Annotated in this window: 19 protein-coding genes; 16 read left to right on the top strand and 3 right to left on the bottom strand. The window is 65.2% G+C overall.

Going from position 1 to position 26,768, the window contains the following annotated elements; translation table 11 throughout:
* Positions 1-4: 4 nt before the first annotated feature.
* From J0A90_RS00095 to J0A90_RS00065, 7 genes are all read left to right on the top strand, one after another.
* Positions 5-934, top strand: a complete 930-nt coding sequence (locus J0A90_RS00095) for an ABC transporter permease (RefSeq protein WP_051896082.1) — start codon at positions 5-7, stop codon at positions 932-934.
* Entirely contained in the window at positions 931-1,728 is a 798-nt protein-coding gene (locus tag J0A90_RS00090) for an ABC transporter permease (protein ID WP_207030863.1), read from the top strand. The genes J0A90_RS00095 and J0A90_RS00090 overlap by 4 nt, the downstream gene beginning before the upstream one ends.
* A 97-nt stretch (positions 1,729-1,825) precedes the next feature.
* Positions 1,826-2,899, top strand: coding sequence for a PotD/PotF family extracellular solute-binding protein (locus tag J0A90_RS00085; RefSeq protein ID WP_207030865.1), 1,074 nt, complete (start codon positions 1,826-1,828; stop codon positions 2,897-2,899).
* A 75-nt stretch (positions 2,900-2,974) separates the two neighbouring features.
* A complete protein-coding gene (locus tag J0A90_RS00080) occupies positions 2,975-4,339 on the top strand; it encodes a glutamine synthetase family protein (protein WP_035474455.1) in 1,365 nt (454 codons plus the stop codon).
* Between the two features lie 70 nt (positions 4,340-4,409).
* Positions 4,410-5,471 (top strand): spermidine/putrescine ABC transporter substrate-binding protein, encoded by a 1,062-nt coding sequence (locus tag J0A90_RS00075; protein WP_207030867.1) that lies wholly within the window; start codon positions 4,410-4,412, stop codon positions 5,469-5,471.
* 384 nt (positions 5,472-5,855) lie between these two features.
* Positions 5,856-6,401: a glycine zipper 2TM domain-containing protein gene (locus tag J0A90_RS00070; protein WP_207030869.1), complete on the top strand. Its 546-nt coding sequence runs from the start codon at positions 5,856-5,858 to the stop codon at positions 6,399-6,401.
* A 144-nt stretch (positions 6,402-6,545) separates the two neighbouring features.
* Positions 6,546-7,853 (top strand): NAD(P)/FAD-dependent oxidoreductase, encoded by a 1,308-nt coding sequence (locus tag J0A90_RS00065; RefSeq protein ID WP_370635759.1) that lies wholly within the window; start codon positions 6,546-6,548, stop codon positions 7,851-7,853.
* Between the two features lie 359 nt (positions 7,854-8,212).
* On the opposite strand, the gene J0A90_RS00060 is transcribed toward J0A90_RS00065, so the two are convergent.
* From J0A90_RS00060 to J0A90_RS00050, 3 genes are all read right to left on the bottom strand, one after another.
* The gene (locus J0A90_RS00060; RefSeq protein ID WP_207030873.1) at positions 8,213-9,964 is read right to left on the bottom strand and encodes a methyl-accepting chemotaxis protein; all 1,752 of its coding nucleotides are present in this window, start codon (positions 9,962-9,964) and stop codon (positions 8,213-8,215) included.
* Between the two features lie 200 nt (positions 9,965-10,164).
* A complete protein-coding gene (hda, locus tag J0A90_RS00055; protein ID WP_207030876.1) occupies positions 10,165-10,866 on the bottom strand; it encodes a DnaA regulatory inactivator Hda in 702 nt (233 codons plus the stop codon).
* Positions 10,866-11,960, bottom strand: a complete 1,095-nt coding sequence (locus J0A90_RS00050) for an AI-2E family transporter (RefSeq protein ID WP_207030878.1) — start codon at positions 11,958-11,960, stop codon at positions 10,866-10,868. The genes hda and J0A90_RS00050 overlap by 1 nt, the downstream gene beginning before the upstream one ends.
* Before the next feature lie 137 nt (positions 11,961-12,097).
* Between J0A90_RS00050 and purM the strand changes: the two genes are divergently transcribed.
* The 9 genes from purM to J0A90_RS00005 form a co-directional block, all read left to right on the top strand.
* Positions 12,098-13,192: a phosphoribosylformylglycinamidine cyclo-ligase gene (purM, locus tag J0A90_RS00045; RefSeq protein ID WP_207030880.1), complete on the top strand. Its 1,095-nt coding sequence runs from the start codon at positions 12,098-12,100 to the stop codon at positions 13,190-13,192.
* The gene (gene purN, locus J0A90_RS00040; protein ID WP_207030882.1) at positions 13,189-13,935 is read left to right on the top strand and encodes a phosphoribosylglycinamide formyltransferase; all 747 of its coding nucleotides are present in this window, start codon (positions 13,189-13,191) and stop codon (positions 13,933-13,935) included. Before purM ends, purN begins: the two co-directional genes overlap by 4 nt.
* Before the next feature lie 226 nt (positions 13,936-14,161).
* Complete coding sequence (locus J0A90_RS00035) at positions 14,162-14,950, top strand: efflux RND transporter periplasmic adaptor subunit (RefSeq protein WP_207030884.1); 789 nt, start codon at positions 14,162-14,164, stop codon at positions 14,948-14,950.
* Complete coding sequence (locus tag J0A90_RS00030) at positions 14,947-16,266, top strand: efflux RND transporter periplasmic adaptor subunit (RefSeq protein ID WP_207030886.1); 1,320 nt, start codon at positions 14,947-14,949, stop codon at positions 16,264-16,266. Before J0A90_RS00035 ends, J0A90_RS00030 begins: the two co-directional genes overlap by 4 nt.
* On the top strand, positions 16,266-18,359 hold the full coding sequence (locus tag J0A90_RS00025) for an efflux RND transporter periplasmic adaptor subunit (RefSeq protein WP_233076364.1): 2,094 nt from the start codon (positions 16,266-16,268) through the stop codon (positions 18,357-18,359). The genes J0A90_RS00030 and J0A90_RS00025 overlap by 1 nt, the downstream gene beginning before the upstream one ends.
* A gap of 452 nt (positions 18,360-18,811) precedes the next feature.
* The gene (locus tag J0A90_RS00020; protein ID WP_207030890.1) at positions 18,812-19,222 is read left to right on the top strand and encodes a GNAT family N-acetyltransferase; all 411 of its coding nucleotides are present in this window, start codon (positions 18,812-18,814) and stop codon (positions 19,220-19,222) included.
* A 14-nt stretch (positions 19,223-19,236) separates the two neighbouring features.
* Entirely contained in the window at positions 19,237-19,545 is a 309-nt protein-coding gene (locus J0A90_RS00015; protein ID WP_207030892.1) for a hypothetical protein, read from the top strand.
* Positions 19,546-19,592: 47 nt separating this feature from the next.
* Complete coding sequence (locus tag J0A90_RS00010; protein ID WP_207030894.1) at positions 19,593-20,174, top strand: phage tail protein; 582 nt, start codon at positions 19,593-19,595, stop codon at positions 20,172-20,174.
* A gap of 202 nt (positions 20,175-20,376) precedes the next feature.
* Positions 20,377-26,768: Ig-like domain-containing protein (locus tag J0A90_RS00005; protein WP_233076363.1), on the top strand; the 6,392-nt coding region annotated here is incomplete at its 3' end.

Genomic DNA, 26,768 nt, shown 5'->3' with positions numbered 1-26,768 from the left:
GCGCATGAGCAAGCCCGAATCCCCCTATCCGCTGGCCGCCCACAGCGGCTCGCTGTCGCCGGACACGCGCCATCTGCTGTGGAGCGTCGCCCCCGGCGTGATCTGGATCGTCGTTTTCCTGGTACTGCCGAGCCTCTATCTGATCGGCGTCGCCTTCATGACCAACGGCCCCTACGGCCAGCCGCAGATGCCGCTGACCCTGGACGCCTTCAGCCAGCTCGCCGGTTTCGGCTTCCTCGGCTGGAGCCCGGGCAATCTCTATACCCTGCTGCGCTCGCTATGGCAGACCCTGCTCGCCACCGGCTTGGTGATCCTGGTCGCCTACCCGCTCGCCTATCGCATCTCGATCAGCCGCGAGAAGTGGCGCGCGCTGATGCTGCTGGCGGTGGTGGTACCCTCCTGGACCAACCAGGTCATCCGCGCCTTCGGCTGGATGAATCTGCTCTCTCCGGGCACGCCGCTGGCCGAGCTGGCGCAGTTCTTCGGCCTGATCGGCCCCAATATGGGCCTCTACCCGTCCAACTTCGCGGTCACCCTGGGGCTGATCTACAACTTCCTGCCGTTCATGGTGCTGCCGCTCTACGCCGCCTTCGAGAAACTCGACTACGCCCTGGTCGAGGCGGCGCGGGATCTCTACGCCTCGCCGCTGCGCGCGTTCTGGCTGGCGGTCTTCCCGCAGACCCTGCCGGGGCTGCTGGCGGGCACGGTACTGGTGTCGATCCCCGCCTTCGGCATGTACGTGGTGCCGGAGCTGCTCGGCGGCGGCCGCGCGATGATGCTCGGCAACCTGGTCGCCAGCCAGTTCGCCGGCGGTTCCAACTGGCCGCTGGGAGCGGCGGGGGCGCTGATCATGCTGCTCGCCACCTTCGGCGGGCTGTTCGCCATGCGCCGTATCGGCAAGCGCTTGAGCGGCGGTGAGGAGGTGGTGATATGAAACGCGGCGCCTTTCACCGCGGCCTGGCACTGTTCTGGTGGGTCGTGATGGCCTTTCTCTATCTGCCGCTGGCGGTCATCGTGTTCTACTCGTTCAACTCGGCCAACAGCTCGGCCTACTTCGCCGGCTTCTCGCTGCGCTGGTACGACAAGCTGATCCACAACGACCAGTTGCTCGATGCCCTCGGCAATACCCTGGTACTGGGGATCACCTCTTCTCTCCTGGCGCTCGTCATCGGCACCCTGATCGGTTATGGCATGTATCGCCATCGCGCACGCAAGCTCGGCTGGCTGATCGTGCTGATCTACCTGCCGATCGTGATGCCGGACATCGTCTTCGGGATCTCGGAGATGGCGTTCTTCATCAGCATCGATCGCCAGTTCGGCATTCTCGGCCCCAGCCTGCTGACCATGATCATCGCCCACGTCACTTTCCAGATTCCGTTCGTGGCGCTGATCGTCTACTCGCGCTTCGTCGGTCTCGACCCGACGCTGTTCGAGGCGGCCAAGGATCTCTACGCCTCGCCGTTCCAGCGCGCCCGGTTCTTCCTGCTGCCGACGCTGAAGCCCTCGCTGATCGCCGCCTTCTTCCTCTCGTTCACGCTGTCGGTGGACGATTTCGTGATCAGCTTCTTCAACGCCGGCCCCGAGAACGCCACCCTGCCGATCTACATCTGGGGCGCGATCCGCCGCGGCGTATCACCGGAGATCAACGCCATCGCCACGCTGATGATCGGCGCAGTGCTGATCGCCGCGATCCTGAGCCTGCTGTTCAATCGGCAAAAGCAGCACTGACATCGCGCCGGCCGAGGTGGCCGGCGCACCCGCATGACCCCTTTCCGCCGAGCCCTGTCGGGCCCGGTATCGACATCACCCCGGGAGGTATTCGTCGATGAAGCGCACAACAATCACAACCCGAGTCGCCCTGGCCCTGGGTGGCATGCTGCTGGCCGGGTCGGCTTCCGCCCAGAGCGCCGACAAGCTGTATCTGTTCAACTGGACGGAGTACATGGACCCCAAGGTCATCGAGGCCTTCGAGAAGAAGTACGGGGTCGAGGTGGTGCAGAGCTACTACAACTCGCTGCCGGAGATGACCGCCAAGCTCAACGCCGGCGGCGTGTCCCAATACGACATCATCGTGCCTTCCAACTACTACGTACCGCGACTGATCGACAGCGGCCTGGTGCAGAAACTCGACAGGTCGCAGATCCCCAACCTGAGCAACGTGATGGCGCAGTTCTCCGACCCCAGCTACGACCCGGGCGCGCAGTACTCGGTGCCCTATCAGTGGGGCACCAGCGGGATCGTGTATGACACCAATGTCTTCCCCGATGCGCCCAAGAGCTGGTCGCTGCTGTTCGACCCCAAGGTCAACGCCAACCAGCCCTTCGCTCTGATGGGCGACGGCCAGGTCAACATGGGCGCCGCCTGCGCCTATCTCGGCTCGGGCTACGACTGCACCGGGGCCGAGGCGTGGAAGCCGGCGGCCAAACTGATCCTCGACACCAAGCACCGCGCCACCTTCAGCGGCTTCACCGACGGCACGCCGGTACTGCAGCAGATCCAGCGCGGCGTGGTGCGTGCCGGCATCTCCTACAACGGTGACTACCTGCAGCAGAAGCGCGAGAACCCGGAAGCGTTCAAGCACATCGCCTTCATGATCCCCGATGAAGGCACCGAGATGTGGGTCGACAACATGATGATCCCGGCCAAGGCGCCGCACCCGGAACTGGCGCACAAGTTCATCAATTTCATTCTCGACCCCAAGATCGGCGCCGAGCTCTCCAACTACGTCCAGTACGCCAGCCCCAACAAGGCAGCCCAGCCATATCTCGACGCCGATCTGACCCAGCCGCCGGCGCTGCCCGACGAGGCCGACCTGGCGCGGCTGAAGTTCTCGCCCAGCCTGGGCGGTCAGAATCTGCAGCTGTTCCAGCAGCTGTGGCAGGAAGTGCAATCGCGGTAAGCAAGCGTCAACCGCCGGTGCCCGCGGCGCCGGCGGCTTCCCAGACGGCGCCACGTGCGCCACAAGGACAGCGTCATGAGCGAAACACCGCATCACGTGCTCGAAGAGTGGTTCAGCCGCCACGGCATCACCGAGGTTGAGTGCCTGGTCTCCGATCTCACCGGTATCCTCAAGGGCAAGATCATGCCCGCCGGCAAGTATCTGCGCGGCGGGCATACCCGACTGCCCGACTCGATCTTCATCCAGACGGTCACCGGCGGCTACCCCGACGACGACGATATCCGCTTCTGGAACCCGGCCGAGCTCGACATGCAGCTGGTGCCGGACCCCGACTCCGCCTATCTTGTGCCGTGGGCCGACGACCCCACCGCGCAGATCATCCATGACTGCCTCTACATGAACGGCGAGCCGGTGGAACTCTCGCCGCGCCACGTGCTCAAGCACATCCTCGCGCTCTACGAGGCCCGCGGCTGGCAGCCGATCATGGCCCCGGAGCTGGAGTTCTACCTGGTCAAGACCAACACCGACTCCGACTACCCGCTGGAGCCGCCGATCGGGCGCTCGGGACGCCAGGAGAGCAGCCGCCAGTCGTTCTCCATCGACGCGGTCAACGAGTTCGATCCGCTGTTCGAGCAGATGTACGACTACTGCGAAGCGCAGCAGTTGGATATCGACACCCTGACCCACGAAGAGGGTGCCGGGCAGATGGAGGTCAACTTCCGCCACGGCGACCCGCTGCGTCTCGCCGACCAGGTGGTGATCTTCAAGCGCACCCTGCGCGAGACCGCGCTGCGCCACAACATGTACGCCACCTTCATGGCCAAGCCGATGGCCAACGAGCCGGGCAGCTCGATGCATCTGCACCAGAGCCTGCTCGACCGCGACAGCGGCGACAACCTGTTCGCCGGCGCCGACGGCAGCCCCAGCAAGCTGTTCCATCACTACATCGGCGGGCTGCAGCAGTACCTGCCCTCGGCGATGCCGTTCTTCGCCCCCAACGTCAACTCCTACCGCCGGCTGATGCCCGGCGGCAGCAACAGCTCGGTGCCGATCAACACCGAGTGGGGCTACGACAACCGCACCGTGGGCCTGCGCGTGCCGGTGGGCCCGGCGCCCGGCACGCGGGTCGAGAACCGCCTCGCCGGCGCCGACGCCAACCCCTATCTGGTGATGGCGGCGTCGCTCGCCTGCGGCTATCTGGGCATGCTCTCGCAGATCGAGCCGCGCCCGCCGCTGACCGGCTCGGCATGGTCGATGGGCCATACCCTGCCCGACGACATCGGCCCCGCGCTCAATGCGTTGAGCGAGTGCGCACCGCTGGCGGACCTGCTGGGCGAACGCTTCACCCGCAGCTACCTGGCGGTGAAGCGCGCCGAGCACTCGGCCTACTTCCGGGTCATCAGCTCGTGGGAGCGCGAGCACCTGCTGCTGCGGGTCTGACCCCCAACGGTGGCCGCGCGATGTCTGGCTTTCAGCGTCGCGCGGCCGCCCCGACACGAGGTGATACCGCATGCGCACGACCGCCGCCCTCTGCCTGAGCGCGCTCTGCCTGTCGCTGAGCGCCGCCGCCCAGGCCCAGACGCCGGACAAGCTCTACCTCTTCAACTGGACCGAGTACGCCGACCCCGGCGTGATCGAGGACTTCGAGAAGCAGTACGGGGTCGAGGTGGTGCAGAGCTACTTCACCTCCAACGCCGAGATGTTCTCCAAGCTGGTCGCCGGCGGCGACGCCCAGTTCGATGTGGTGGTGCCCACCGACTACTACGTGCCGAGGCTGGTAGCAGCCGGGCTGATCCAGCCGCTGGGCGACGACATCCAGGGGCGTGACAACCTGATGCCGGCCTTCCGCCACCCCAGCTACGACCCCCAGGACGCCTACAGCGTGCCCTATCTGTGGGGCGTCACCGGGATCGTCTACGACACCACGGTTTTCCCCGACCCCGCCCACTCCTGGTCACTGCTGCTCGACCCGAAGGTCAACCCGGACCAGCCTTTCGCCCTGCTCGGCGGTGACCCGCAGGTGCTGTTCGGCATGGCCTGCGCCTATCAAGGCCACGGCTTCGACTGCACCCAGCGCGACGACTGGATTGCCGCCGCCAAGCTGGTGAGCCAGACCCTGCATCGTCCCAACTTCAGCGGCTTCGCCGACAGCACCGCCGCCATCGATCAGATCGCCCGCGGCGTCACCCGCGCCGCGGTCACCTACAGTGGCGATCTCGACTATCGCAAGGCGGACGCGCCCGAGACCTACGGCAAGCTCGAGTTCTTCATCCCCGAGGAGGGCTCGCAGCTCGGCGTGGATACGCTGGCGATCCCCAAGCGCGCGCCCCACCCGAAGCTGGCGCGTGAATTCATCAGCTTCATGCTGCGCCCGGAGAACGCTGCACGCTCGGCCACCTACGCCTACTACCGCACCCCCAATCAGGCAGCACTGCCACTGCTCAGCGCCGACCTGCGCCAGGCCTCGCAGCTTAGCGACGCCCAGCGCGTCAAGCTGACGCCGGCGCCCCAGCTGGAAGGCGACCAGTTGCAACTGCTCCAGCAGCTGGCCAACGAAGCCCGCAACCGCTGAGACACGTCGGCGGCTGCCGCCGAAAGCCCCGCTTCACGGGGCCTTCGGCGCCAATGTCGCCGCGAGCAGACACCCATTTATCAATATGAAAACAGCGTTCAACAATTCGTTGCGCCCTTCTCTTCGCCTCCGCCTGAACTAAACTGAGCCTACCGAGTGGCGGCGTCTTCCACGCCGCTGCCACCGACGGAAGGCGGTTCGCCGCTATCACGACAGGGACGTCACCCGTAGCGCGTTGTTCCCCCAGTTACCGCGACGAACGTCCGGCAGACAGCGAGCAGACGCCATCGGCACTCGCTATCCGTGCTTGGGATCAGAACAAATCGCGGGGTTTCCGTCTCGGGCTCGACGGAACACGAGCCGGTCCGCAAGAGGAGCAAGGCCATGCAGAAATCGATCATCATCGGCGGCGTCATCGCCGCCCTCGGCGTCGCCGGCGGTGTCGCCATCGGCGCCTACCAGTCCGGCGACAGCCAGCCGCAGTACGCCGACATCATCAGCGTCGACCCCATCACTCAGACCTCCGAGACACCCCGTCAGGAGTGTCATAACGTGACCGTCACTCACCGCCGCCCGGTGCAGGACGAGCACCGCATCGCCGGCACCGCCATCGGCGCCATCGTCGGCGGCGTCGTGGGCAACCAGTTCGGCGGCGGCAGTGGCAAGAAAATCATGACGGCCGCCGGTGCGGTCGGTGGTGGTATCGCCGGTAATCAGGTCCAGGGCCAGATGCAGCAGGGTGACACTTACACCACCACGGAGCAGCGCTGCAACACGGTCAAGGACACCAAACAGGAGACCGTCGGCTACGACGTGCGCTACCGCTACGATGGCGAAGTCCACGAGGCCAAGCTCGACAAGAAGCCCGAAGGCGACCGCGTTTCCATGCGCAACGGCGAGCCCCAGTGGCAGAGTGCCGGCGGCGCCTGACATCCCCGCCCACAGTGCTTTCTCTCACCGCGCCGGCAGCTTCTGCCGGCGCGGTCGTGTTTACGCCGGGTGCCGGTTGAGCCGCGTGACGGGACCGGCTACCCTCTTGGCATCCGTCGAATAAATTCAACACGCGAGCCCGCCATCGTGCCTCAAGCCTCTGCTGCGACCTTCCCCGAGCGTCACGTCGACTCCTACTACGCCGCCTCGGCCAACCCGGCCCCGGAACGTCCGCCGCTAAGCGGCCAGATCGACGCCGATGTGTGCGTGATCGGTGGCGGCTTCACCGGTATCTCCTCGGCGCTGCATCTGGCCGAGCGCGGGCTGCGCGTGGTGGTGCTGGAAGCGACGCGCATCGGGTTCGGCGCTTCGGGGCGCAACGGCGGGCAGATCGTCAATAGCTACAGCCGCGATATGGACGTGATCGAGGCCAAGTACGGCCAGACCACTGCCCAGGCGCTGGGCAGCATGGCGTTCGAAGGCAACCAGATCATCCGCTCGCGCATCGCCGACTACGCCATTCGCTGCGATCTCAAGGAAGGCAACCTGTTCGCTGCCTGCAGCAACAAGCAGATGCAGGGGCTGGTCGAGCACAAGGCGCTGTGGGAGCGCTACGGGCACCGCCAGCTCGAACTGCTCGATGCTCAGGGCTACCGCCGCGAGATCGGCTCCGAGCGCTACGTGGGCGCGCTATTCGACCATTCCGGGGGGCACCTGCACCCGCTCAACCTGGTACTCGGTGAGGCCGCCGCGTTCGAGTCCCTCGGCGGGGTGATACACGAGCATTCGCCGGTGGTCGAGATCCGCCACGGCGACCCAGTAGTGATCCACACCGCCCAGGGGCAGGTCCGCGCCGAGCGCGTGATCGTCGCCGGTAACGCCTATCTCAATGGTCTACTGCCGGAGCTCGAGGGCAAGAGCATGCCCTGCGGCACCCAGGTGCTGGCCACCGCGCCGCTGGATGCCGACACCGCCCGCGAGCTGCTGCCCAACGATGCCTGCGTCGAGGACTGCAACTATCTGCTCGACTACTACCGCCTCTCGGCCGACAACCGACTCATCTACGGCGGTGGCGTGACCTATGGGGGCCACGATCCGGCGAGCATCGAAGCGGTCATTCGGCCCAATCTGGAAAAGACTTTTCCCCAGCTCAAGGGGGTCAAGGTCGACTACACCTGGAGCGGCAATTTCCTGCTGACGCTCAATCGCCTGCCGCAGTTCGGCCGCATCAACCACAACGTATACTACGCCCAGGGCTACTCCGGGCACGGTGTGACCTGCACCCATCTGGCCGGACGGCTGATGGCGGAGGCGCTGAGCGGCGAACTCGAGCGCTTCGACGCCTTCGCCGATCTGCCGCACACCCCCTTCCCCGGCGGCCGCCTCTTCCGTGTGCCGCTGACCGCCCTCGGCGCCTGGTACTATCGGATGCGCGACCAGCTCGGCTGGTGAAGCTCTCGACTCGACAGTCATGCCGCCAGCGCCGTAGCGATCGATCGCGGGTCGACATGCCGGCCTGACTCGGCGCCGAGAGTCAGACCGGATTCACAGCCCCGGTAGGCAAACGCAAGGGGCGGCCAGTGGCCGCCCCTCGAGCTAGGTTTTGTACGAAAACTACCTGCGCTCGGCAATACGGCGTTAAAAATCGGCTCACTGAACAACGTTCAGAACGTCCGAAGGACGCCCGGAGGGTGAGCGGAGCGAGTCACATGCTCATTTACACCCCGTAAACTCCGCGTTTTCGCCGATTTTTGCCTTGTCTTGCCTTCGCTCGCTGACTTTTCGTGCAGAACCTAAGATTTACCCCCGGATCAGAATGTCTGCCACTCCTCTTCGTCTTGGGGAGTGCGTTTGACCGTTAGCGCTGCCGGCTGCGCGCCGGCGGGTTTCGGCCTGGGATCGGGCGCCGAGGCATTGCCCGCGTCGGCGTCTTCGCCGAGCACGAAGGTATCGATCAAGCCGCGCAGGCGCTCGGCTTCCTGCTGTAGATCGGCCGCCGCGGTTGCCGACTGCTGAACCATGGCCGCGTTCTGCTGGGTCATCGCATCCATCTCCGCCACCGCCGTATTGATCTGGCCGATACCGCTGTTCTGCTCCTTGGCCCCGGCGCTGATCTCACCGATCACGTCTGCGACGCGATTCACGCTGCCGACGATCTCGCGCATGGTGGTCCCGGCCCGATTCACCAGCTCGCTGCCGCTGCGGGTATGTTCGGCCGACTGCGCGATCAACTCACGAATATTTTTCGACGCCTCCGCCGAGCGCCCCGCCAGTGAGCGCACCTCACTGGCCACTACCGCAAAACCGCGCCCGTGCTCACCGGCGCGCGCCGCCTCGACCGAGGCATTCAGCGCCAGGATATTGGTCTGGAAGGCGATGGAGTCTATCAGCCCGATAATCTCCTCGATCTGCGCCGCCGACTTAGTGATCTCGCTCATTCGCGCCTCGACCTGAGCCATCGCCTGCTCACCCTCCTGAGCCACCTGACTGGTCGACTGCACCAACTGACTCGCCTGGGCGGCCGAATCGGCGGCATGCGCCACCGTGGTGGTGATCTCCTCCATCGACGCGGAGGTCTGCTGTAAACTCGCCGCCGACTGCTCGGTGCGCGATGCCAGCTCACCGCTGGCATCGGCGATCTGGGATGAAGTTGCATGAACGCTGTGGGTGCTCGAGCGCACGTCACGCAGAGTTTCCTGCATACGCCCGACGAAAGCGTTGAACTGGGTCGCGAGTTCACCCACCTCATCGCGGCTGTCGACGTCCAGACAGCGTGTCAGGTCGCCCTGGCCGCTGGCAATATCCCCCATCGCCGTAGCGGTGCGCCGGATCGGGCCAAGCAGCCGCCGCACCAGCCAGATCGTGAACAGGGCCGCGATGCTCATCGCGGCGCCGCCTAGCAGCACCGACTCCCAGATCGACGCCCGCAGATGCTGAGCGGCGTCGGCCTCGACACTCTCCATGTCCTGATTGATCGAGGTGGCGTAGACTCCGGCACCGATCACCCATCCCCAGGCATCGATACCCTCGACGTAGGAGTATTTGTGCTCATCGGCACCGGTGGCAGGGTTGCGCCATAGATAGCGATAGATACCTCCCCCCTGACGCGCGGTCTCGAGCATATGCGAGAAGATGTGGTTGCCCTCGGCATCGCGCACCTGGTTCATGTCACTGCCCTCGAGCTGCGGCCGGCGCGGCTGGACCAGATTGGTACCATCGTAGGCGTAGACGAAGACGTAGTTGTCACCCTCGAAAGTGATACCCCGAATCAGCGCCTCTGCCTGGCGTTTTGCCGCGGCCACATCGCCGTTGGGCGGGTGCTGCACCAGCGGCATGATCGCCGACTTGGCCGTCTCGACCACGTACTTCACTGACTGCTCGCGGTCGTCTATAAGACGTTGACGCTGAGCCTCCAGGGCAGCATCGCTGGCCTGGTGAGTCTTGAAGATATTGAAGGTGATCAAAAGTACGCTGAGCAGCAGCAGGGGTATCAATACCAGGGCTAGGACCTTGGTCTGCAGGCTTACCGTCAGACGGCGCGAGGGAGTTTTTGATGCGCTCATGATGGCCCTCCTGGCCATGGAAAGACTCCCTGTGGCCGCCAAGGCGAGCGGCAGGGAGTTCTGTCGTGATACGAGGGGCGCCTCATACAAGTAAAAGCAAAGGCCAGCCCTGATATCGGCGGCAGCACACAAAACTTAATTAAACTTTGATATTCAGAGTAACGAAGACCCAATGCCAACGACACACAGCACGCAAGGCTTCACCACTCCAGCGCTTGCTTGACGAAGGGAATGGTGAGCTTGCGCTTGGCGGAGAGCGAGGCGCGGTCCAGGCGCGCCAGAACGTCGGAGAGCTGGTCGAGCTGGCGCGGACCGCGATGCAGGATATAGCGCGCGACCTCGTCGGGCAGCTGCATGCCGCGCACCCGCGCGCGCAGTTGCAGCGCCCCCAGCCGCTGGGCGTCATCCAGCGGCTGGACATGAAAGACCATGCCCCAGGTCATGCGCGAGGCCAGGTCCGGCAGCTTGATATCGAGCTGGCGCGGCGAGCGGTCGGCGGCGATCACCAGCCGCTTGCCGGCGTCACGCAGGCGGTTGAAGCCATGGAACAGCGCCTCCTCCCAGCGCTTGCGTCCGACCACCAGCTGCAGGTCGTCGATCGCCAGCAGATCGAGCCGCTCGGGCTCTTCGAGAATATCCGGCGGAAAGTGCCCCAAGGCATCCAGCGGCAGGTAGAGCGCGCGCTGGCCGCGGGCATCGGCAGCATGGCAAGCCGCCTGCAGCAGATGGCTACAGCCCACGCCGCTGCCCCCCCAGAGATAGAGGAAGGGCTCGCCGGCGCTCTCCAACTGCGAGGCCAGATGCGCCACCAGCGGGGCGTTGTCACCGGGGAAGTAGTTGGCGAAGGTAGCATCATCGCGCAGCCCCACCCCTAGCGGCAGCTGTGATGGTCCCGGGCGCATCAGCTGTCGCTCTCCCCGTCCCAGCCCGCTGTCAGCGTCTCGGCGCGCGCTCGATCGTAGAGGCGACTGTGGCGATAGCGGTGATAGGCGTAGCGCAGCAGCACCATGATCACCGCAGCCACCGGCAGCGCCAGCAGGATACCGGTGAAGCCGAACAGCTGCCCGCCGGCGAGTACGGCAAAGATCACCGCCACCGGGTGCAGACCGATCTTGTCACCCAGCAGCAGCGGCTGCAGCAGCGTGCTCTCGGCCACCTGGCCGATGCCGAACACCACCAGCACCCCCACCAGCGGCAGCCACTCACCGAACTGGAAGAACGCCACCACGCCGGCGGTGAGCACGCCGACAATGACCCCGAGATAGGGCACGATGCTCGCCAACCCCGCCATCAGGCCGATCAGCAGTCCGAACTTGAGCCCCACCACGCTCAGGCCGACGGCGTAGATCACGCCCAGGCTCAGCATCACCAGCAGCTGGCCGCGCAGGAAGGCGGAGAGCACCTCGTCGCACTCCATCGCCAGCGCCGTGACCCGGGGTTCGACATGGCGCGGCAGCAGCTCGCGCACATAGCCCTTGAGCCGGTCCCAGTCGAGCAGCAGATAGAAGGTGACCACCGGAATCAGCGCCAGATTGCCGAGCCAGATCGCCAGCGCCAGCCCCGAGCGCGAAGCCTGGGCCAGGAAGGCCGCGGCGTAGGTGCCGGTCTCGCGCCAGTTGCTCATCAGGGCGTTGCGCAACTGATCGAAGTCGGCGCTGAAATCGACCCCGGTGAGTTCGCGCACCTCCGGCAGCACCGTCGTCTGGACCCAGTTGAGCACCTCCGGCAGCGCCGCGATCAGCTGCCCCAACTGACGCCCCAGCATCGGCAGCAGTATCAGCAGGGAGCCGATCATCACCAGCGCCAGCAGCAGAAACACCAAGCTCACCGAGAGCCGCCGCGACAGCCCTCGCGCCTCCAGCCAGTCGGTCACCGGATCGCCCAGATAAGCCAGGATCAGGCTGACGAAGAACGGCATCAGGATCGGTTCGAGCAGCACCAGCAGCCAGAGCCCCAGCGCGGCACCGATCAACCCACCTATCTGTAATTTACTCATCGCGTTCTCGCCGTTCCCTGACTGCCCGCTAGGATGTAGGCAATGCTACAATGCGCCCCGCTGAACATCACCCCCATTCATTGGCGGGACGCTGGGTCACCCGCAGCGTCTCCCCGGCTCCGCGAGAAAGGTCCACTATGACGCGCTCCTCTCCCGATTCTTCGAACGCGCCCCGTTCGTCCAACTCCCCCTCCCTGACCTACCGGGATGCGGGTGTCGACATCGACGCCGGCAACGCGCTGGTCGAGCGAATCAAGGGCGTGGCCAAGCGTACCTCGCGGCCGGAAGTGATGGGCGGCCTGGGCGGCTTCGGCGCCCTGTGCCAGCTGCCCAGCGGCTACCGCGAACCGGTACTGGTCTCCGGCACCGACGGGGTCGGCACCAAGCTGCGCCTGGCAATGGACCTGGGCAAGCACGACACCATCGGCATCGATCTGGTCGCCATGTGCGTCAACGATCTGGTGGTCGCCGGCGCGGAGCCGCTGCTGTTCCTCGACTACTACGCCACCGGCAAGCTGGATGTCGATATCGCCGCCGACGTGGTGACCGGCATCGGTGAGGGCTGCAGCCAGGCCGGCTGCGCCCTGGTGGGGGGCGAGACCGCCGAGATGCCGGGCATGTACGAGGGCAGCGACTACGACCTGGCCGGGTTCTGTGTCGGCGTGGTGGAGAAGTCCGAGATTCTCGACGGCAGCCGGGTCGCCGCCGGCGACGTGCTGCTGGGGCTGGCCTCCTCCGGGCCGCACTCCAACGGTTACTCGCTGATCCGCAAGATTCTCGAGGTCGGCGGCGGCCAGCTCGACGAGACACTCGACGGCCAGCCGCTCGCCGATCTGCTGATGGCGCCTACACGCATCTACGTCAAGCCGCTGCTCTCGCTGATCCGCGAAAGCGACGTGGCCGTGCACGCGCTCTCGCACATCACCGGTGGCGGCCTGCTCGAGAACGTGCCTCGGGTGCTGCCGGAGAACCTCGCCGCGCGGGTCGACGTCACCACCTGGCAGCGCCCGGCGGTGTTCGACTGGTTGCAGCAGCAGGGCAACGTGGCCGAGCGCGAGATGTACCGCGTGCTCAACTGCGGCATCGGCATGGTGGTAGTGGTACCGGCGGCCCAGGCCGACGCCGCCATCGCCCACCTTCAAGACGCCGGCGAGCAGGTCCATCGTCTGGGTGAGATCGTCACCCGCAACGAGGGTGACGACGCCGTGCAGCTGGAGAACCTGCCGGCATGAGCGTAGAGCACTCTTCTCCGCATCAGGATACGCTGAACGACTTCGAGGCCGCGGCCGCCGAGAAGCCGCGCGTGGTCGTGCTGATCTCGGGTAACGGCAGCAACCTGCAGGCGCTGCTCGATGCCCAGACCCACGACGAACTGGGTGGCGAGATCGTCGCGGTGGTCTCCAACAAGGCCGACGCGTTCGGGCTCAAGCGGGCCAAGGATGCCGGCGTCGATGCCGTGGCGCTGCCGCATCGCGAGTACGACTCCCGCGAGGCCTTCGATGCCGCGCTGATCAAGGTGATCGATCGCCACGAACCCAATCTGGTGGTGCTGGCCGGTTTCATGCGCATCCTCACGCCGATGTTCGTCGATCACTACCGCGGGCGGATGCTCAACATTCATCCGTCTCTGCTGCCCGCGTACCAAGGCCTCAACACACACCAGCGCGCGCTGGACGACGGCGTCGCCGAACACGGTGTCAGCGTGCACTTCGTCACCGAAGAGCTGGATGGCGGGCCGGTGGTGATCCAGGCCGCGGTCAAGGTCGAGCCCGAGCAGGATCTCGACGCCCTGATCGCCAAGGTCCACGCCCGCGAGCATCTGATCTACCCGATAGCGGTGCGCTGGTTCCTCGAAGGCCGGATCAAGCTCGGCGCCGAGGGCACGGTGACGCTGGACAACATGCCGTTGCCGCCGCACGGTCTGCGCATGTCTCACGAGGATGCCGCCGAGGAGCTCGACGAGGATCTGGAGTGAGCCCCAAGGCATTCGCCCCAGCCGTCCGATCTCCGCGCTAGTCCTCCGAAGTTGCGCTAGCCCCCCGAAGTTGAGCCGGGCGCCCGTGATCGGGCGCCCGCGCCAGGCGTAGGATCTACCCTCTCGAGAGCGTGACGAATAACCCCCTTTTTTGTCGCCTTTAGATGAATTTGCCACACCTCCGCCCTGCCATAGACTACGGATCTATCAAGCAAGGATGTGTGACATGCTGCTTCGCTCTGCCCGTTGGCTGACTCTTGGTCTTGTCGCGCTCTCCTTGAGCCCCTCGCTCTGGGCCGAGGATTCGCTGCTTGGCCCCCTCGCCCCCACCAACACCACCACCAAAGACGGCGAGCGCCAGGTCCGCGGCGTGTTGCGCGCCCATAATCATGCGGTGATCAGTAGCGAGCTGGCCGGGCGCATCGTCGAGATGCCCTACAGCGACGGCCAGAGTTTCGCCAAGGGTGACCTGCTCGCCCGCTTCGACTGCAGCGCCTACCAGGCTCAGCTCAACGCCGCCCAGGCTGCCGCGCGGGCCACCCGTGAAGAACTGAATCACAACAAGCAACTGGCCGCCCTCAACTCGGTTGGCCGCTTCGAGGTGGCACTGGCCGAAGCCCGCCAGGCCCAGGCCCAGGCCGAAACTCAGGTGTATCAGGTGCAGGTCAGACGCTGCAGCGTCACCGCGCCTTTCGCCGGCAACGTGGTGCAACGCCGTGCCCAGCCCCACGAGAGCGTTGCCAGTGGCGCGCCGCTGCTGGAGGTGGTGGATAACACCACGCTGGAAATCTATCTGCTGGTGCCCTCCAGTTGGCTCAGCCGCCTGCAAGCGGGACAGGCGTTCGATTTCATCCCCGACGAAACCGGCAAACCGCTGAAGGCCAGGATCAAACGCCTGGGCGCGCGGATCGATGAGGGCAGCCAGACCCTGCTGCTGATCGGCAGCCTGCCAGAGGACGCCAAGGGCCTGCTAGCCGGCATGAGCGGCACCGCGCAGTTCCAGGAGGCGCCATGAATGCGCCAGCGCCCGCTACGGCGGAGCGCATCTTCGCCCAGTTCCTCGGGCTCGAACAGCAGGCGCGCAAGGCGGCCACCACCGAACAACTGGCCTTCGCCATGGTCAATGACGGCCAGGCGCTGTTCGGCTTTCGCCACGCCGCCCTGCTGATCGCCGGCAAGGTGCGGGCGCTGACCGGCGTCAGCGTGGTGGAGCCCCACGCTCCCTTCGTCGCTTTCGTCGAGCGCGCGGCCGGGGCCCTGCACAAACAGCACCGGCTGGATCAGCACCACAACGTCGACCCGGCGCAGTTGGACGAGCAGACGCGCCTGGACATGAACGAGCTGTCCGCCTCGCACGCCTACTGGCTGCCGCTGAAGAACCGCAACGGCGAAACCTTCGGCGGCTTGTGGCTGGCTCGTGAGCAGCCCTTCAACGAGGCCGAACAGTCCTTGCTGGCGCAGTTGGCCGACAGCTACGCCCACGCCTGGCTGGCCCTGCAACCGCGCAAGCCCTGGCGTCTGCGCTGGCCGCGCAAGAAGCTGCTGGCGCTTGCCGCCGCACTCGCCCTCGTGCTGCTGATCCCGGTACGCCAGTCGGTGCTGGCCCCCGCCGAAGTGGTGCCCCTGAATGGTCGCGTGGTGGCCGCACCTCTGGATGGGGTGATCGCCGAGTTTCTGGTCAAACCCAACCAGCAGGTGGCTGCCGGAGACGTGCTGGTGCGCTTCGATGCCACCAGCCTCAAGGCCCAGGCCGATGTCGCCGAGCGCACCCTGGGCGTGGCCGAGGCCGAACTCAAGGCCAACAGCCAACGCGCCTTCGCCGATGCCGAGTCCAGCGCCCGCCTGGACCTGCTCGCCGCGCGCGTCGAGCAGAAGCGTGCCGAACGCGACTATGCCCAGCAGTTGCTGGCGCGCAGCGAGGTGCGCGCCGAGCGCGCAGGGATCGCCGTGTTCGCCGACGCCGAACGCCTGACCGGCAAACCCGTGCAGACCGGCGAGCGGCTGATGCAGATTGCCGACCCCGAGCAGGCCGAACTGCGCATCGAGCTGCCGGTGGGTGACGCCATCGCCCTGGAACCTGGCGCCGAAGTGGCACTGTTTCTCGACAGCGATCCGCTGCACCGTCACCAGGCGCGGCTGGAGCGCGCCGCTTATGAGGCGCAGAGCACCGCCGCCGGGCAACTGGCCTACCGTCTCGACGCCGCCTTCGTCGACGCGCCGCCGCGCATCGGCCTGCGCGGCACCGCCAAGCTGTTCGGCGACCGCGCGCCACTGGCCTACTACCTGCTGCGCCGGCCCCTGGCCGCCGCGCGGCAGAGCCTGGGCCTGTGATGCTGCCCGCGCTGCGCCCCGACCTGCAGCTCTCGCCAGCCGCTCCTGGCCTCAATGGCGCGCCGCAGTGGACGCTGGCCGACCCGCTACGCGGGCGCTACTTCAAGCTCGGCGCCGCCGCCGTGCGCTTGCTGCGCCACTGGGCGCTGGGCGAGCCACAGCGCGTGCTGGCAGCGGCCAACGCCGAGCCCGGTCAGCCCCTGGGCGCCGAGGAACTGCAAGAGCTGCTGGGTTTTCTCAGCCAGCATGACCTGATCGCCGCTCTGGATGACAAGCAGCGCGCCAGCTATGCCATGAAAGCCGCCGCCCAACGCCAGAGCCCGTGGAAGCGCGTGCTGCACCAGTACCTGTTCTTCCGCATCCCGCTGTGGCGCCCGGATCCCTTCCTCAACCGCGCCTGGCCGGTGCTGGAACGCCACGGCCCCTGGCTGCTGCGCTGGGGGCTGCCGCTGGTGTTCGCCCTCGGCCTGTTCCTGGTGATCCGCGACTGGCAGCGCTTTCTCACCACCTTTCCCCATCTGTTCAGCCTCGGCGGCGCCCTGGCCTTCGGCGTGGCGCTGACCTTCGCCAAGCTCTGTCACGAATTCGGCCATGCCTTCATGGCCAAGCGCGCCGGCTGCAGGGTGCAGAGCATGGGCCTGGCGTTCATGGTGCTGTTGCCGATGTTCTACACCGATGTCAGCGACGCCTGGCGCGTGCGCGACCGCCGTTCGCGGCTGCTGATCGGCGCCGGCGGCGTGCTCGCCGAGCTGCTGCTGGCGGTGCTGGCGCTGCTGGCCTGGTCGCTGCTGCCGGATGGCCCGGCGCGCACCGCGGCCTTCATGCTGGCCAGCGCCACCTGGATCACCACCCTGGTGATCAACCTCAACCCCTTCATGCGCTTCGATGGTTATTTTCTGATCAGCGACCTGTGGGGCGTGGACAACCTGCAACAACGCGCCTTCGCCCTGTGTCGCTGGCGCCTGCGCGAAGCACTGTTCGGTTATGGCGAGCCGGCGCCCGAGCCCTGGTCGCCCAGCATGGCCCGGCGCCTGCTGATCTGGGGCTATGGCGCGTGGATCTGGCGCGCGATCCTGTTCCTCGGCATCGCCCTGGCGGTCTATCACCTGTTCTTCAAGGTGCTCGGCATCTTCCTGATGCTGGTGGAGCTGCTCTGGTTCATCGGCCTGCCGATCTGGCGTGAACTGGGCGAGTGGTGGCAACGCCGCGCACAGGCCAACCCGCGCAAGGCCTTGCTCACCGGCCTGAGCCTGGGCGCAATACTGCTGGTGCTGGTCGTGCCCTGGCGCAGCTCGGTGGAGATACCCGCCCTGCTCGAAGCCTCCCGTACCCATGCCCTGCACGCCCCGGTGGCCGCGCGCCTGAAGGCGGTGCACGTAGAGGACGGGCAGAGCGTGGCGGCGGGCGACCTGCTGCTGGAACTGGACTCGCCCGACCTGGACTCGCGTCAAGCCATCGTCCGCCGGGAGATAGAGATCCTGCAGCTGCAGCTACGTCGTCTGTCGGCGCGCAGCGAGACGGCGGCCGATGCCGGCGTTCTCGAACAGCGCCTGGCCGAGGCCGTGGCCGAATACCGTGGCCACGCCGCGCAACGTGAGCGCCTGCAACTGCGGGCGCCACAGGCCGGCATGGTGCGCGACCTGCAACGCGACCTGAGACCGGGTCGCTGGCTGCATCCCAGCGAAACACTGGCGCGCATCGTCGAACCCGGTCTGCGCCTGCGCGGCTACCTGGCAGAAGAGAACCTCTGGCGGGTCGAGGCCGGCAGCAGCGGGCGCTTCATTGCCGATGACCCGGCACGCCCGGCCATGCCGGTGCGCCTGGACGAAGTGAACCCCACCGCCGCCGCCTACCTGGAGCTGGAGGCGCTCAGCTCGGACCACGGCGGCCCTATCGCCGTGCGCCGCGACGCCCAGCAGCGTGCCGAGCCCGTACAGGCGCAGTATGGGGTGCGCCTGACGCTGCTCGATGACGGCATCCATCCCGATCATCCACTACGCGGCGTGGTGCTGCTCGAGGGGCAAAACCAATCCCTGCTGGGCGCGGCCTGGCGGCGAATCGCCGCGCTCGGTGTGCGGGAAAGCGGCTTTTGAAAGAGAGCCATAGGGAGAGCCAGATGAGTCGGAATGCCATGCCGAGACACTTGCGACTGCCGCAGGCACTTCCTTCCCCTACGGAGGAATTGCTAACGCATACTCGAGGGCCCCGAAAGACCTGATATCGCGTGCAGATACGTTGTCTCAACACCGGTCGCAGTGCAGCGCTTGTACTTCGGTCTAGGCGCCGCTCGGCCTGAATAAAAGATAGAGACGACGGAAAATTGCCCGATAAAAAATAGTGCAGATTGCGCAAACGAATGTAATGACGACAAGCAATGACTACATTATAGTCACCTCATGCCCCCGGGCAGACTGTAGCCACCGGGCACGTGTGCGGGACGTTTCGCAAGGGAACCTGCATTGTGGATAAAAAAAACAAGATTCATCTTCGCCCGATAAATAACGGAGATTTATCTTTCCTAGAGGATCTCTATTGCAGCTCACGCATGAGTGAGCTCGAAGCGCTACCATGGGACCAATCATCCAAAAGTGCCTTTCTCAACCAACAGTTCGCTGCACAGCATAATTATTACCAGGCACACTTTCCTCATGCCGACTTTCAGGTCATAGAGTCCGCCGGCACGCCCATTGGGCGCGCCTATCTCCTATGGAGTGATATCCATCTACAAATTATCGATATCAGCCTCATCCCCTCCTATCGAGGTCAGGGGCTAGGCAGTCAGTTACTGGCGCAATGGCTCGCGCGCGCAGACGCTCAGGGGCTCGATACCGGCTTGTACGTGGAAAGCTACAACCCCGCGCAAAACCTCTATCGCCGCATGGGTTTCGAGGTCACGGGAGCAGATGGCGTTTATTTCAAGATGCTGCGCCCCGCCAACCAGGCCAACACCCCATAGCCAAGGAATGCATCGTGTACAGCATGCCGACACAGGAAATGCTCATGCAGAACGCAGGGCAGCACTTCCAACTCTGGATCAGCCCTGATCGTGCGCTCGACGTCGAGCTCATCGAGGTGTCCGAAGGTATTCCGATGACGCCTCGGCATCAGTGTTTTTCTGCCCACTTCGCCCTGCCGGTCGGCCATGAGCTGCCACAGGCGGTCTTTCGCGTATCGCACCAGAACGAAGAAGGCTGGCTCTTGCTGATGACCCCGGGGCTGCCCTGCCGTGATGGGCGCAAGGTACTCCACGCCTCGTTCCATAGCGAAAAGCCGGATTGAATCCAGGCGGACTCGATCCGCCAGCGTCGAAGCAAAAGGAGCTGCAAATGAGTGATCCATTCCTGGGTGAAATCAAGATGTTCGGCGGTAACTACACGCCCCAAGGCTATGCCATGTGTCAGGGGCAGATCATGGCGATCGCGCAGAACGATGCGCTGTATGCCGTGCTAGGCACCCTGTATGGCGGTAACGGAACAACGACCTTCGGCCTACCCAATTTTCAGGGCCGCTCCCCCGTCGGCATGGGTACGGGCACTGGATTGCAGCCAGTGGCTCAAGCCGCAACCGGCGGTGCGGAAACTGTCACCCTGTCAAACGACAATATCCCCGCGTTCTCCCTATCCATCACAGGCGTGGCAAGCATAGCCATTCCGGCCTCCACTGAAGACGGCAGCGCTCAGCTTCCAGGTAACTCATCGGTTCTGGCTAAACCAGTGGATGCAATCGCAGGCGCAGAAGTCAGCCTGTACAACAGCGCAGCAAACACGACGTTGGCACCTTTCACTGCCCCCGTGCAAGCCACCGCGACACATACCGCTGGCAGCGTCCCAGTGGGGATTCGCACCCCCTACCTGGGCACCAACTTCATCATTGCGCTGACGGGAGTGTTCCCTGTGCGTAGCAACTGACAGCTTTCATCACGCAGGCTCAGCGCCATGACGACGCTGCCCCAACACCCGACTGGTCTTATCGCAGCCCTCCACCCACCTAGATGCGTCACGCTGTCATCACCGGGAGCAAACCATGTTCTGGACTCGCAACAAAAAATCTCTGGCTAGCTCCCCTGCAACCGTGACCAAAGTCCCTCTGGCCATGTCCCTGGAGCCGCGCATGATGTTCGACGGCGCCGTGGCGGCCACAGCCGCAGACGCGAGCGTCGCCGCAAACGCCGATGCAACGGGCGCACACGACAGCGATGCAACAGCCGAACACCTGGCTGCCGCCCCCTCCTCGACCACACCGGGCGAGCGCCATGAAGTCGTGTTCATCGACGCCAGCGTCCAAGACAAGCAGCCATTGCTCGATAGCCTGGTCGCGGGTACGGAAGTCGTCGTGCTGGACGCCGGCAGCGATGGCCTGCAGCAGATGGCCGACTACCTCGATGGTCGCTCCGGCATCGATGCCATCCACTTCATTTCCCACGGCGGCGAGGCCAGCCTGCAGGTCGGCTCGACCCGGCTCGGTCTGGACAATATGGCCAGCGCGCAAAGCCAGCTTTCTGCCATCGGCAGCAGCCTGGCGGAAAACGGTGACTTCCTGATTTACGGCTGCGACACCAGCAAGGGGGAGGACGGGGCCGTTTTCGTCGAGCAACTCGCCACCTTCACGGGCGCCGACATCGCGGCCTCCAACGACTGGACAGGCGATGCCAGCAAAGGCGGCGACTGGGTACTGGAGACCAGCACCGGCGCCATCGAAGCCGCCAGCCTGTTTGCCGATGCGAGTTACAGCCATGTGCTCAATACGCTGAATGCCGGCGATATGGTCGTTCTCGGCTGGAACGCCCTGAACGATACGATCACCTTCGCCACGCTGGTCGACATTCCCGCCGGCACCACCCTTAAAATCACCGACTGGGGCTGGAATGCGGCGGGCAATGCCTTTACCGGCACGAACACCGGCGACGGGCTGATCACCTGGACGACGAGTAGCACCATCAATGCCGGCACGGTACTCAACCTGTACCTAGGTGGCTCGGATGATATTACGACGCTGACCAACGTAACGGCGAACACCGACCTCACTGGCGACATCGTGATAACCGGCTACTCGGTCGCCGATCCGATGAACCTCGCTGGCGACGGTGTCTTCATTTATCAGGATTCGGATGCCAATCCCTATTTCATTTTCGGCATGAACAACAGTGCCGGTTCGAACATCGATGCCAATAACTGGAACACCGCCTCGGGCTTTACGAGCCTCAGAGACTCGACACTCCCTGGCGGCGCCGGCAGCCAGAACGCGCTGACCAACGGCACCAATGCCGTAGGTCTACCTGGCGGTGCCAGCCAGCAAGACAACGTGCAGTACAACGGCCCCACCTCTGCCGCCGACCGTGCGACCTGGCTGGCACGGATCACCAACCGGTCCAACTGGAGCGGTAGCGCCAATACCGGCGACTCTACCAGCGTCGGCGTCAGCCCTGGCAGCGCAATCAGCCTGACCTCCAACGGTGTACCGAGCATCGCTAATCTCAACGGCGACAGCGTGGCCTGGAACGGCGTCGGCAACACCGTGCGCCTCGACCTGGGCAGCAACGCCAGCCTGACCGATGCCGAGCTGGGCGCATTGAACGGCGGCAACGGCAACTGGTCCGGCGCCAGCCTGGTGATCCAGCGCAACGGCACGGCAGTGAGCAGCGATGTACTGGGTTTCGACACCACCAGCGCTGGCGCTCTGTTCACCGTCAGCGGCAGCGACCTGCAAGCGAACGGGCAGACCTTCGCCACCTTCACCAATACCGGTGGCGTGCTGACCATCAACTTCACCAGCAGCGCCACCAACGCCACCACGACGTTGATCAACGACGTGGCACAGCGCATCACCTACCGCAGCGACACCCCTGCCGGTGATGCCAACATCCGCTTCACCCTCAATGACGGCGCCGGAGCCAGCGCCAACGCCACCACCACGGTCACCAGCGATTTCATCTACGTAACCAACGCCACCGACACGGCCACCATCAACGTCAGTAACGGTGTGAGCTTCAGCGAAGCCGTGGCCATCGCCGCCACCGACACCACCGGCAGCCAGACCATCGTCGTCAATGCCTCCCTGGCCGGCCAGACGCTCAACCTCAATAGCGTGTCGATCAACGAGAGCCTGACCTTCGACCTGGATCAGGTCAGCGGCCTGACCCTCACCGGCGGCACCCTCACCCTGGCCGGCGGCACTACCCAGACCTTCAGTAACGGTGCGGGGGATACCGCGTCCATCGTCAGCTTGGTCACCGGCAGCGGCGCACTGACCAAGGCAGGGATCGGCAACCTGACCCTGAGCGGCGGCGGCAACACCTTCTCCGGCGCCACTACCATCGGCGCCGGCACGCTCACTGTTGCCGGAGGCAGTGCCCTTTCCGACAGCAGCAACGTGTCCATCGCCGCAGGCGCCACTCTGGCACTATCGAGCAGCGAAACCATCGGCAACCTCTCCGGTGCGGGCTCGATAACCCTGGGCAGCAATACCCTGACCACCCTACAGACCGCAGACACCACGTTCTCCGGCGATATCAGTGGCAACGGTGGCCTGTCTGTCAACCAGACAGGCTCGGCCAGCCATGCGCTGACCCTCTCCGGCAACAACAGCTACATCGGCAGTACCACGCTGCTCAATTACGGCTGGCTGAAGCTCGACGGCGAGGCCTCGGTGTCCAGCAGCAGTGCGGTACGGGTCAACGGCAACAGCGTACTGACCCTGCTCTCGGATCAGACCATCGGCAGCCTGGCCAGCAGTACCGCCACCGCCAGTATCCAGCTCGGTAGCTATACCCTGTCCGCCGGCGGGGACAATACGTCCACCTCGGTCAGTGGCGTAGTGTCCGGCAGCGGCTCGCTGGTCAAACAGGGCAACGGCACCCTGACCCTGGCCGGCAGCAACAGCTACAGCGGCACCACCACCGTCTCTGCTGGTACGCTGTCGATTACCGGTGATGGCAACCTCGGCGCGGGCGACCTGACCCTGGCTGGCAGCACACTCGCAATCACCGGCGCCACGACCATCGACAATGCCATCGCCCTCACCGGCAACAGCACCATCGACAACAGCGACGCCGCCACCCTCAGTGGCGCCATCAGCGGCGCGTACGACCTGACGAAAACCGGCGCAGGCGCTCTGACCCTGGCCGCTAGCAACAGCTACGCCGCCACCTATGTCAATGCCGGCACCCTGAGCGTAAGCAGCGACGGCAACCTGGGCTCGGGATCGGTCAATATGGCCGCCGGCACCACGTTGACCCTCACCGGCGCAGCTACCATCGACAACGCCATCGTCCTCGGCGGCAATGCCACGGTTTCTGCAGCGGCCAACGCCACCCTGTCCGGCGTGGTCAGCGGTGCCTATACCCTGACCAAGGCGGGCGCCGCCACCCTGACCCTGTCCGGCAGCAACAGCTACGGCGCCACCACCGTCAGCGCCGGCACGCTGAGCGTGGCCAGCGACGCCAACCTGGGCAGCGGCACACTGACCCTGGCTGCCAGCAGCACCCTGGCCACCAGCAACGCCACCACCATCGACAACGCCATTGCCCTGAGCGGCAACGCCACGGTCAACACAGGCGCAGATACCACACTCTCCGGCGTGATCAGCGGCAGCAACAACCTGACCAAGACCGGCGCCGCGACCCTGACCCTGAGCGGCAGCAACAGCTACAACGGCAGCACCAACGTCAATGCCGGCACCCTGAGCGTCGCCGGTGACGGCAACCTTGGCGCCGGCAGCCTGAACCTGGCCAACGGCACCACCCTGCAGATCACCGGCAACACCACCATCGACAATGCCCTGGCCTTGACCGGCGTGGCCACCCTCAATGCTGGCGCCGCCGCGACGCTCTCCGGGGTGATCAGCGGCAGCGGCGGCCTGACCAAGACCGGCAGCGGCAGCCTGACGCTCTCCGGCAGCAACACCAACAGTGGGGCCACCACCGTTTCCGCCGGTACTCTGCTGGTCGACGGCAGCACCAATAGCACCACCACCGTAGCCAATGGCGCCACCCTGGCCGGCGGCGGCACCCTGGGTGGCGATGTCACCGTGCAGAACGGCGGCACCCTCTCCCCAGGCAACGGCGGCGCCGACACCATGACCGTCAATGGCAACCTGACCCTGGATGCAGGCAGCACCCTGGCACTGGATATCAACGGCGCCAGTGCTGGCACCGGCTACGACCAAGTCGTGGTGAACGGCACCGTCGAGGTTGTAGATGCGACCCTGGCGGTCAACCATGGTTATGCGGCCGGCAATGGCGAGACCTACCAGGTCATCCTCAATGATGCCGCCGATGCGATCACCGGCACCTTCAGTGGCCTCAGCGAGGGTGGCACCTTCAACGCGGCAGGCAATGGCACCCAATTGACCACCCGCTACGCCGGCGGCACTGGCAATGACCTGACCCTGACCGCCCCCACCGCCCCGACGGTCACCAGCGTTTCGTCCAGCACGGCCAACGGCACCTACAAAATCGGCGACACCATAGTCGTCACCGTCCAGTTCAGCAGCGCCGTGAACGTCAGCGGCAGCCCAACCCTGACCCTGGAAACCGGCAGCACCGACCGCGTACTCAACTACGTCTCCGGCTCGGGCAGCGACACCCTGAGCTTCAGCTACACCGTACAGGCCGGTGACAGCTCCGCCGACCTCGACTACGCCTCCACTGCGGCCCTGAGCCTCAACGGCGGCAGCATTCAGGACGGCACCAGCCAGGCTGCCCTCCTTACCCTGCCGACACCTGGGGCCAGCGGTTCCCTGGGCGCCAACAAGGCCCTGGTGGTGGATGGTGTGCGCCCGGCAGCCAGCAGCATCAACCTCAGCGACACAGCGCTGCGCATCGGCGAGACTGCCACCGTCACCGTGACCTTCAACGAGGCGGTGCTGGGCCTGGACATCGCCGACTTCAGCGTGGCCAACGGCAGCCTCAGCGGCCTCAGCAGCAACGATGGCGGCCTGACCTGGACGGCCACCTTCACACCAGATGCCAGCGTCAGCGATGCCAGCAACCTGATCACCCTGAACAACAGTGGCGTGATGGATCTGGCCGGCAACATCGGCAGCGGCAGCACCGATTCGGCCAACTATGCCATCGACACCCTGCGCCCCACGGCGACCATCGTGGTCAGTGATAGCGCGCTGAAAGCCGGGCAGACCACCAGCGTCACCATCACCTTCAGCGAAGCGGTGACCGGCCTGAGCACAGGCGACTTCAGTGTGGCCAACGGCGCGCTCAGTAATCTGTCCACCTCGGACAACATCACCTATACCGCCACCCTGACGCCCAGTGCCAACGTCACCGACGCCAGCAACCTGATCACCCTGGACAATACCGGCATCACCGACCTGGCCGGCAACACCGGCACAGGCAGCACCGATTCGGGCAACTACGCCATCGACACCCAGCGTCCAAGCGCCAGCATCGTGGTTGCCGACACCACCTTGAGAGCGGGCCAGAACACCACCGTCACCATCACCTTCAGCGAGGCGGTGACCGGGCTTGGCATAGCAGACTTCAGCGTCGCCAACGGTGCGCTCAGCAACCTCAGCTCCAGCGACGGCGGCATCACCTGGACAGCGACCCTGACGCCGAACGCCAACGTCACCGACACGACCAACCTGATTACCCTGGACAACACTGGCTACACCGATGCTGCAGGCAATACCGGCACCGGCACCAGCGACTCCAATAACTACGCCATCGACACCCAACGGCCGACGGCCACCATAGTGGTGACTGACACTGCCCTTTCCATCGGTAAAACCACCGCAGTGACCATCACCTTCAATGAAGCCGTGACGGGCCTGAGCCTGGCAGACTTCAACGTTGCCAACGGCACCCTGAGCAACCTGAGCACTACGGACAACATCAACTACACGGCGATCCTGACGCCCAGCGGCAATATCGCCGACAGCAGCAATGTCATCACCCTGAACAACACCGGTGTGCAGGATGCCGCTGGCAACATCGGCAGTGGCACCACGAGTTCCAGCAACTATGCCATCGACACCCAACGCCCGAGCGCGACCATCCAGTTGAGCGATAGCGCACTGGCTGCTGGTGAAACGGCCACAGTGACCATCACCTTCAGCGAAGCGGTGAGCGGACTGACCACAGCGGATTTCCAAGTGGATAACGGGGCTCTGAGCAACCTTAGCTCCAGTGATGGCGGCATCACCTATACCGCCACCCTGACGCCTAGTGCCAACGTCACCGACACGACCAACCTGATCACTCTGGACAATACCGGCATCACCGACCTGGCCGGCAACACCGGCACGGGCAGCACCGACTCCAACAACTACGCCATCGACACCCAGCGTCCAAGCGCCAGCATCGTGGTTGCCGACAGCGCCTTGAGAGCGGACCAGAACACCAGCGTCACCATCACCTTCAGCGAGGCGGTGACCGGGCTTGGCATAGCAGACTTCAGCGTCGCCAACGGTGCGCTCAGCAACCTCAGCTCCAGCGACGGCGGCATCACCTGGACAGCGGCCCTGACGCCGAACGCCAACGTCACCGA

Origin of the sequence: Salinicola sp. DM10, from assembly GCF_017306975.2 — a bacterium.
Taxonomy (GTDB): domain Bacteria; phylum Pseudomonadota; class Gammaproteobacteria; order Pseudomonadales; family Halomonadaceae; genus Salinicola.
Note: the sequence above shows the minus strand (reverse complement) of the source record. Positions and strands in the feature narration are given on the sequence as shown.

Excerpts from the sequence above, each read along its gene's own strand:
- J0A90_RS00095 (WP_051896082.1), top strand. The coding sequence starts at position 5 with ATGAGCAAGCCCGAATCCCCCTATCCGCTGGCCGCCCACAGCGGCTCG.
- J0A90_RS00090 (WP_207030863.1), top strand. The coding sequence starts at position 931 with ATGAAACGCGGCGCCTTTCACCGCGGCCTGGCACTGTTCTGGTGGGTC.
- J0A90_RS00075 (WP_207030867.1), top strand. The coding sequence starts at position 4,410 with ATGCGCACGACCGCCGCCCTCTGCCTGAGCGCGCTCTGCCTGTCGCTG.
- J0A90_RS00085 (WP_207030865.1), top strand. The coding sequence starts at position 1,826 with ATGAAGCGCACAACAATCACAACCCGAGTCGCCCTGGCCCTGGGTGGC.
- J0A90_RS00070 (WP_207030869.1), top strand. The coding sequence starts at position 5,856 with ATGCAGAAATCGATCATCATCGGCGGCGTCATCGCCGCCCTCGGCGTC.
- J0A90_RS00020 (WP_207030890.1), top strand. The coding sequence starts at position 18,812 with ATGAGTGAGCTCGAAGCGCTACCATGGGACCAATCATCCAAAAGTGCC.
- purM (WP_207030880.1), top strand. The coding sequence starts at position 12,098 with ATGACGCGCTCCTCTCCCGATTCTTCGAACGCGCCCCGTTCGTCCAAC.
- J0A90_RS00060 (WP_207030873.1), bottom strand. The coding sequence starts at position 9,964 with ATGAGCGCATCAAAAACTCCCTCGCGCCGTCTGACGGTAAGCCTGCAG.
- purN (WP_207030882.1), top strand. The coding sequence starts at position 13,189 with ATGAGCGTAGAGCACTCTTCTCCGCATCAGGATACGCTGAACGACTTC.
- J0A90_RS00050 (WP_207030878.1), bottom strand. The coding sequence starts at position 11,960 with ATGAGTAAATTACAGATAGGTGGGTTGATCGGTGCCGCGCTGGGGCTC.
- J0A90_RS00025 (WP_233076364.1), top strand. The coding sequence starts at position 16,266 with ATGCTGCCCGCGCTGCGCCCCGACCTGCAGCTCTCGCCAGCCGCTCCT.
- hda (WP_207030876.1), bottom strand. The coding sequence starts at position 10,866 with ATGCGCCCGGGACCATCACAGCTGCCGCTAGGGGTGGGGCTGCGCGAT.
- J0A90_RS00080 (WP_035474455.1), top strand. The coding sequence starts at position 2,975 with ATGAGCGAAACACCGCATCACGTGCTCGAAGAGTGGTTCAGCCGCCAC.
- J0A90_RS00010 (WP_207030894.1), top strand. The coding sequence starts at position 19,593 with ATGAGTGATCCATTCCTGGGTGAAATCAAGATGTTCGGCGGTAACTAC.
- J0A90_RS00030 (WP_207030886.1), top strand. The coding sequence starts at position 14,947 with ATGAATGCGCCAGCGCCCGCTACGGCGGAGCGCATCTTCGCCCAGTTC.
- J0A90_RS00035 (WP_207030884.1), top strand. The coding sequence starts at position 14,162 with ATGCTGCTTCGCTCTGCCCGTTGGCTGACTCTTGGTCTTGTCGCGCTC.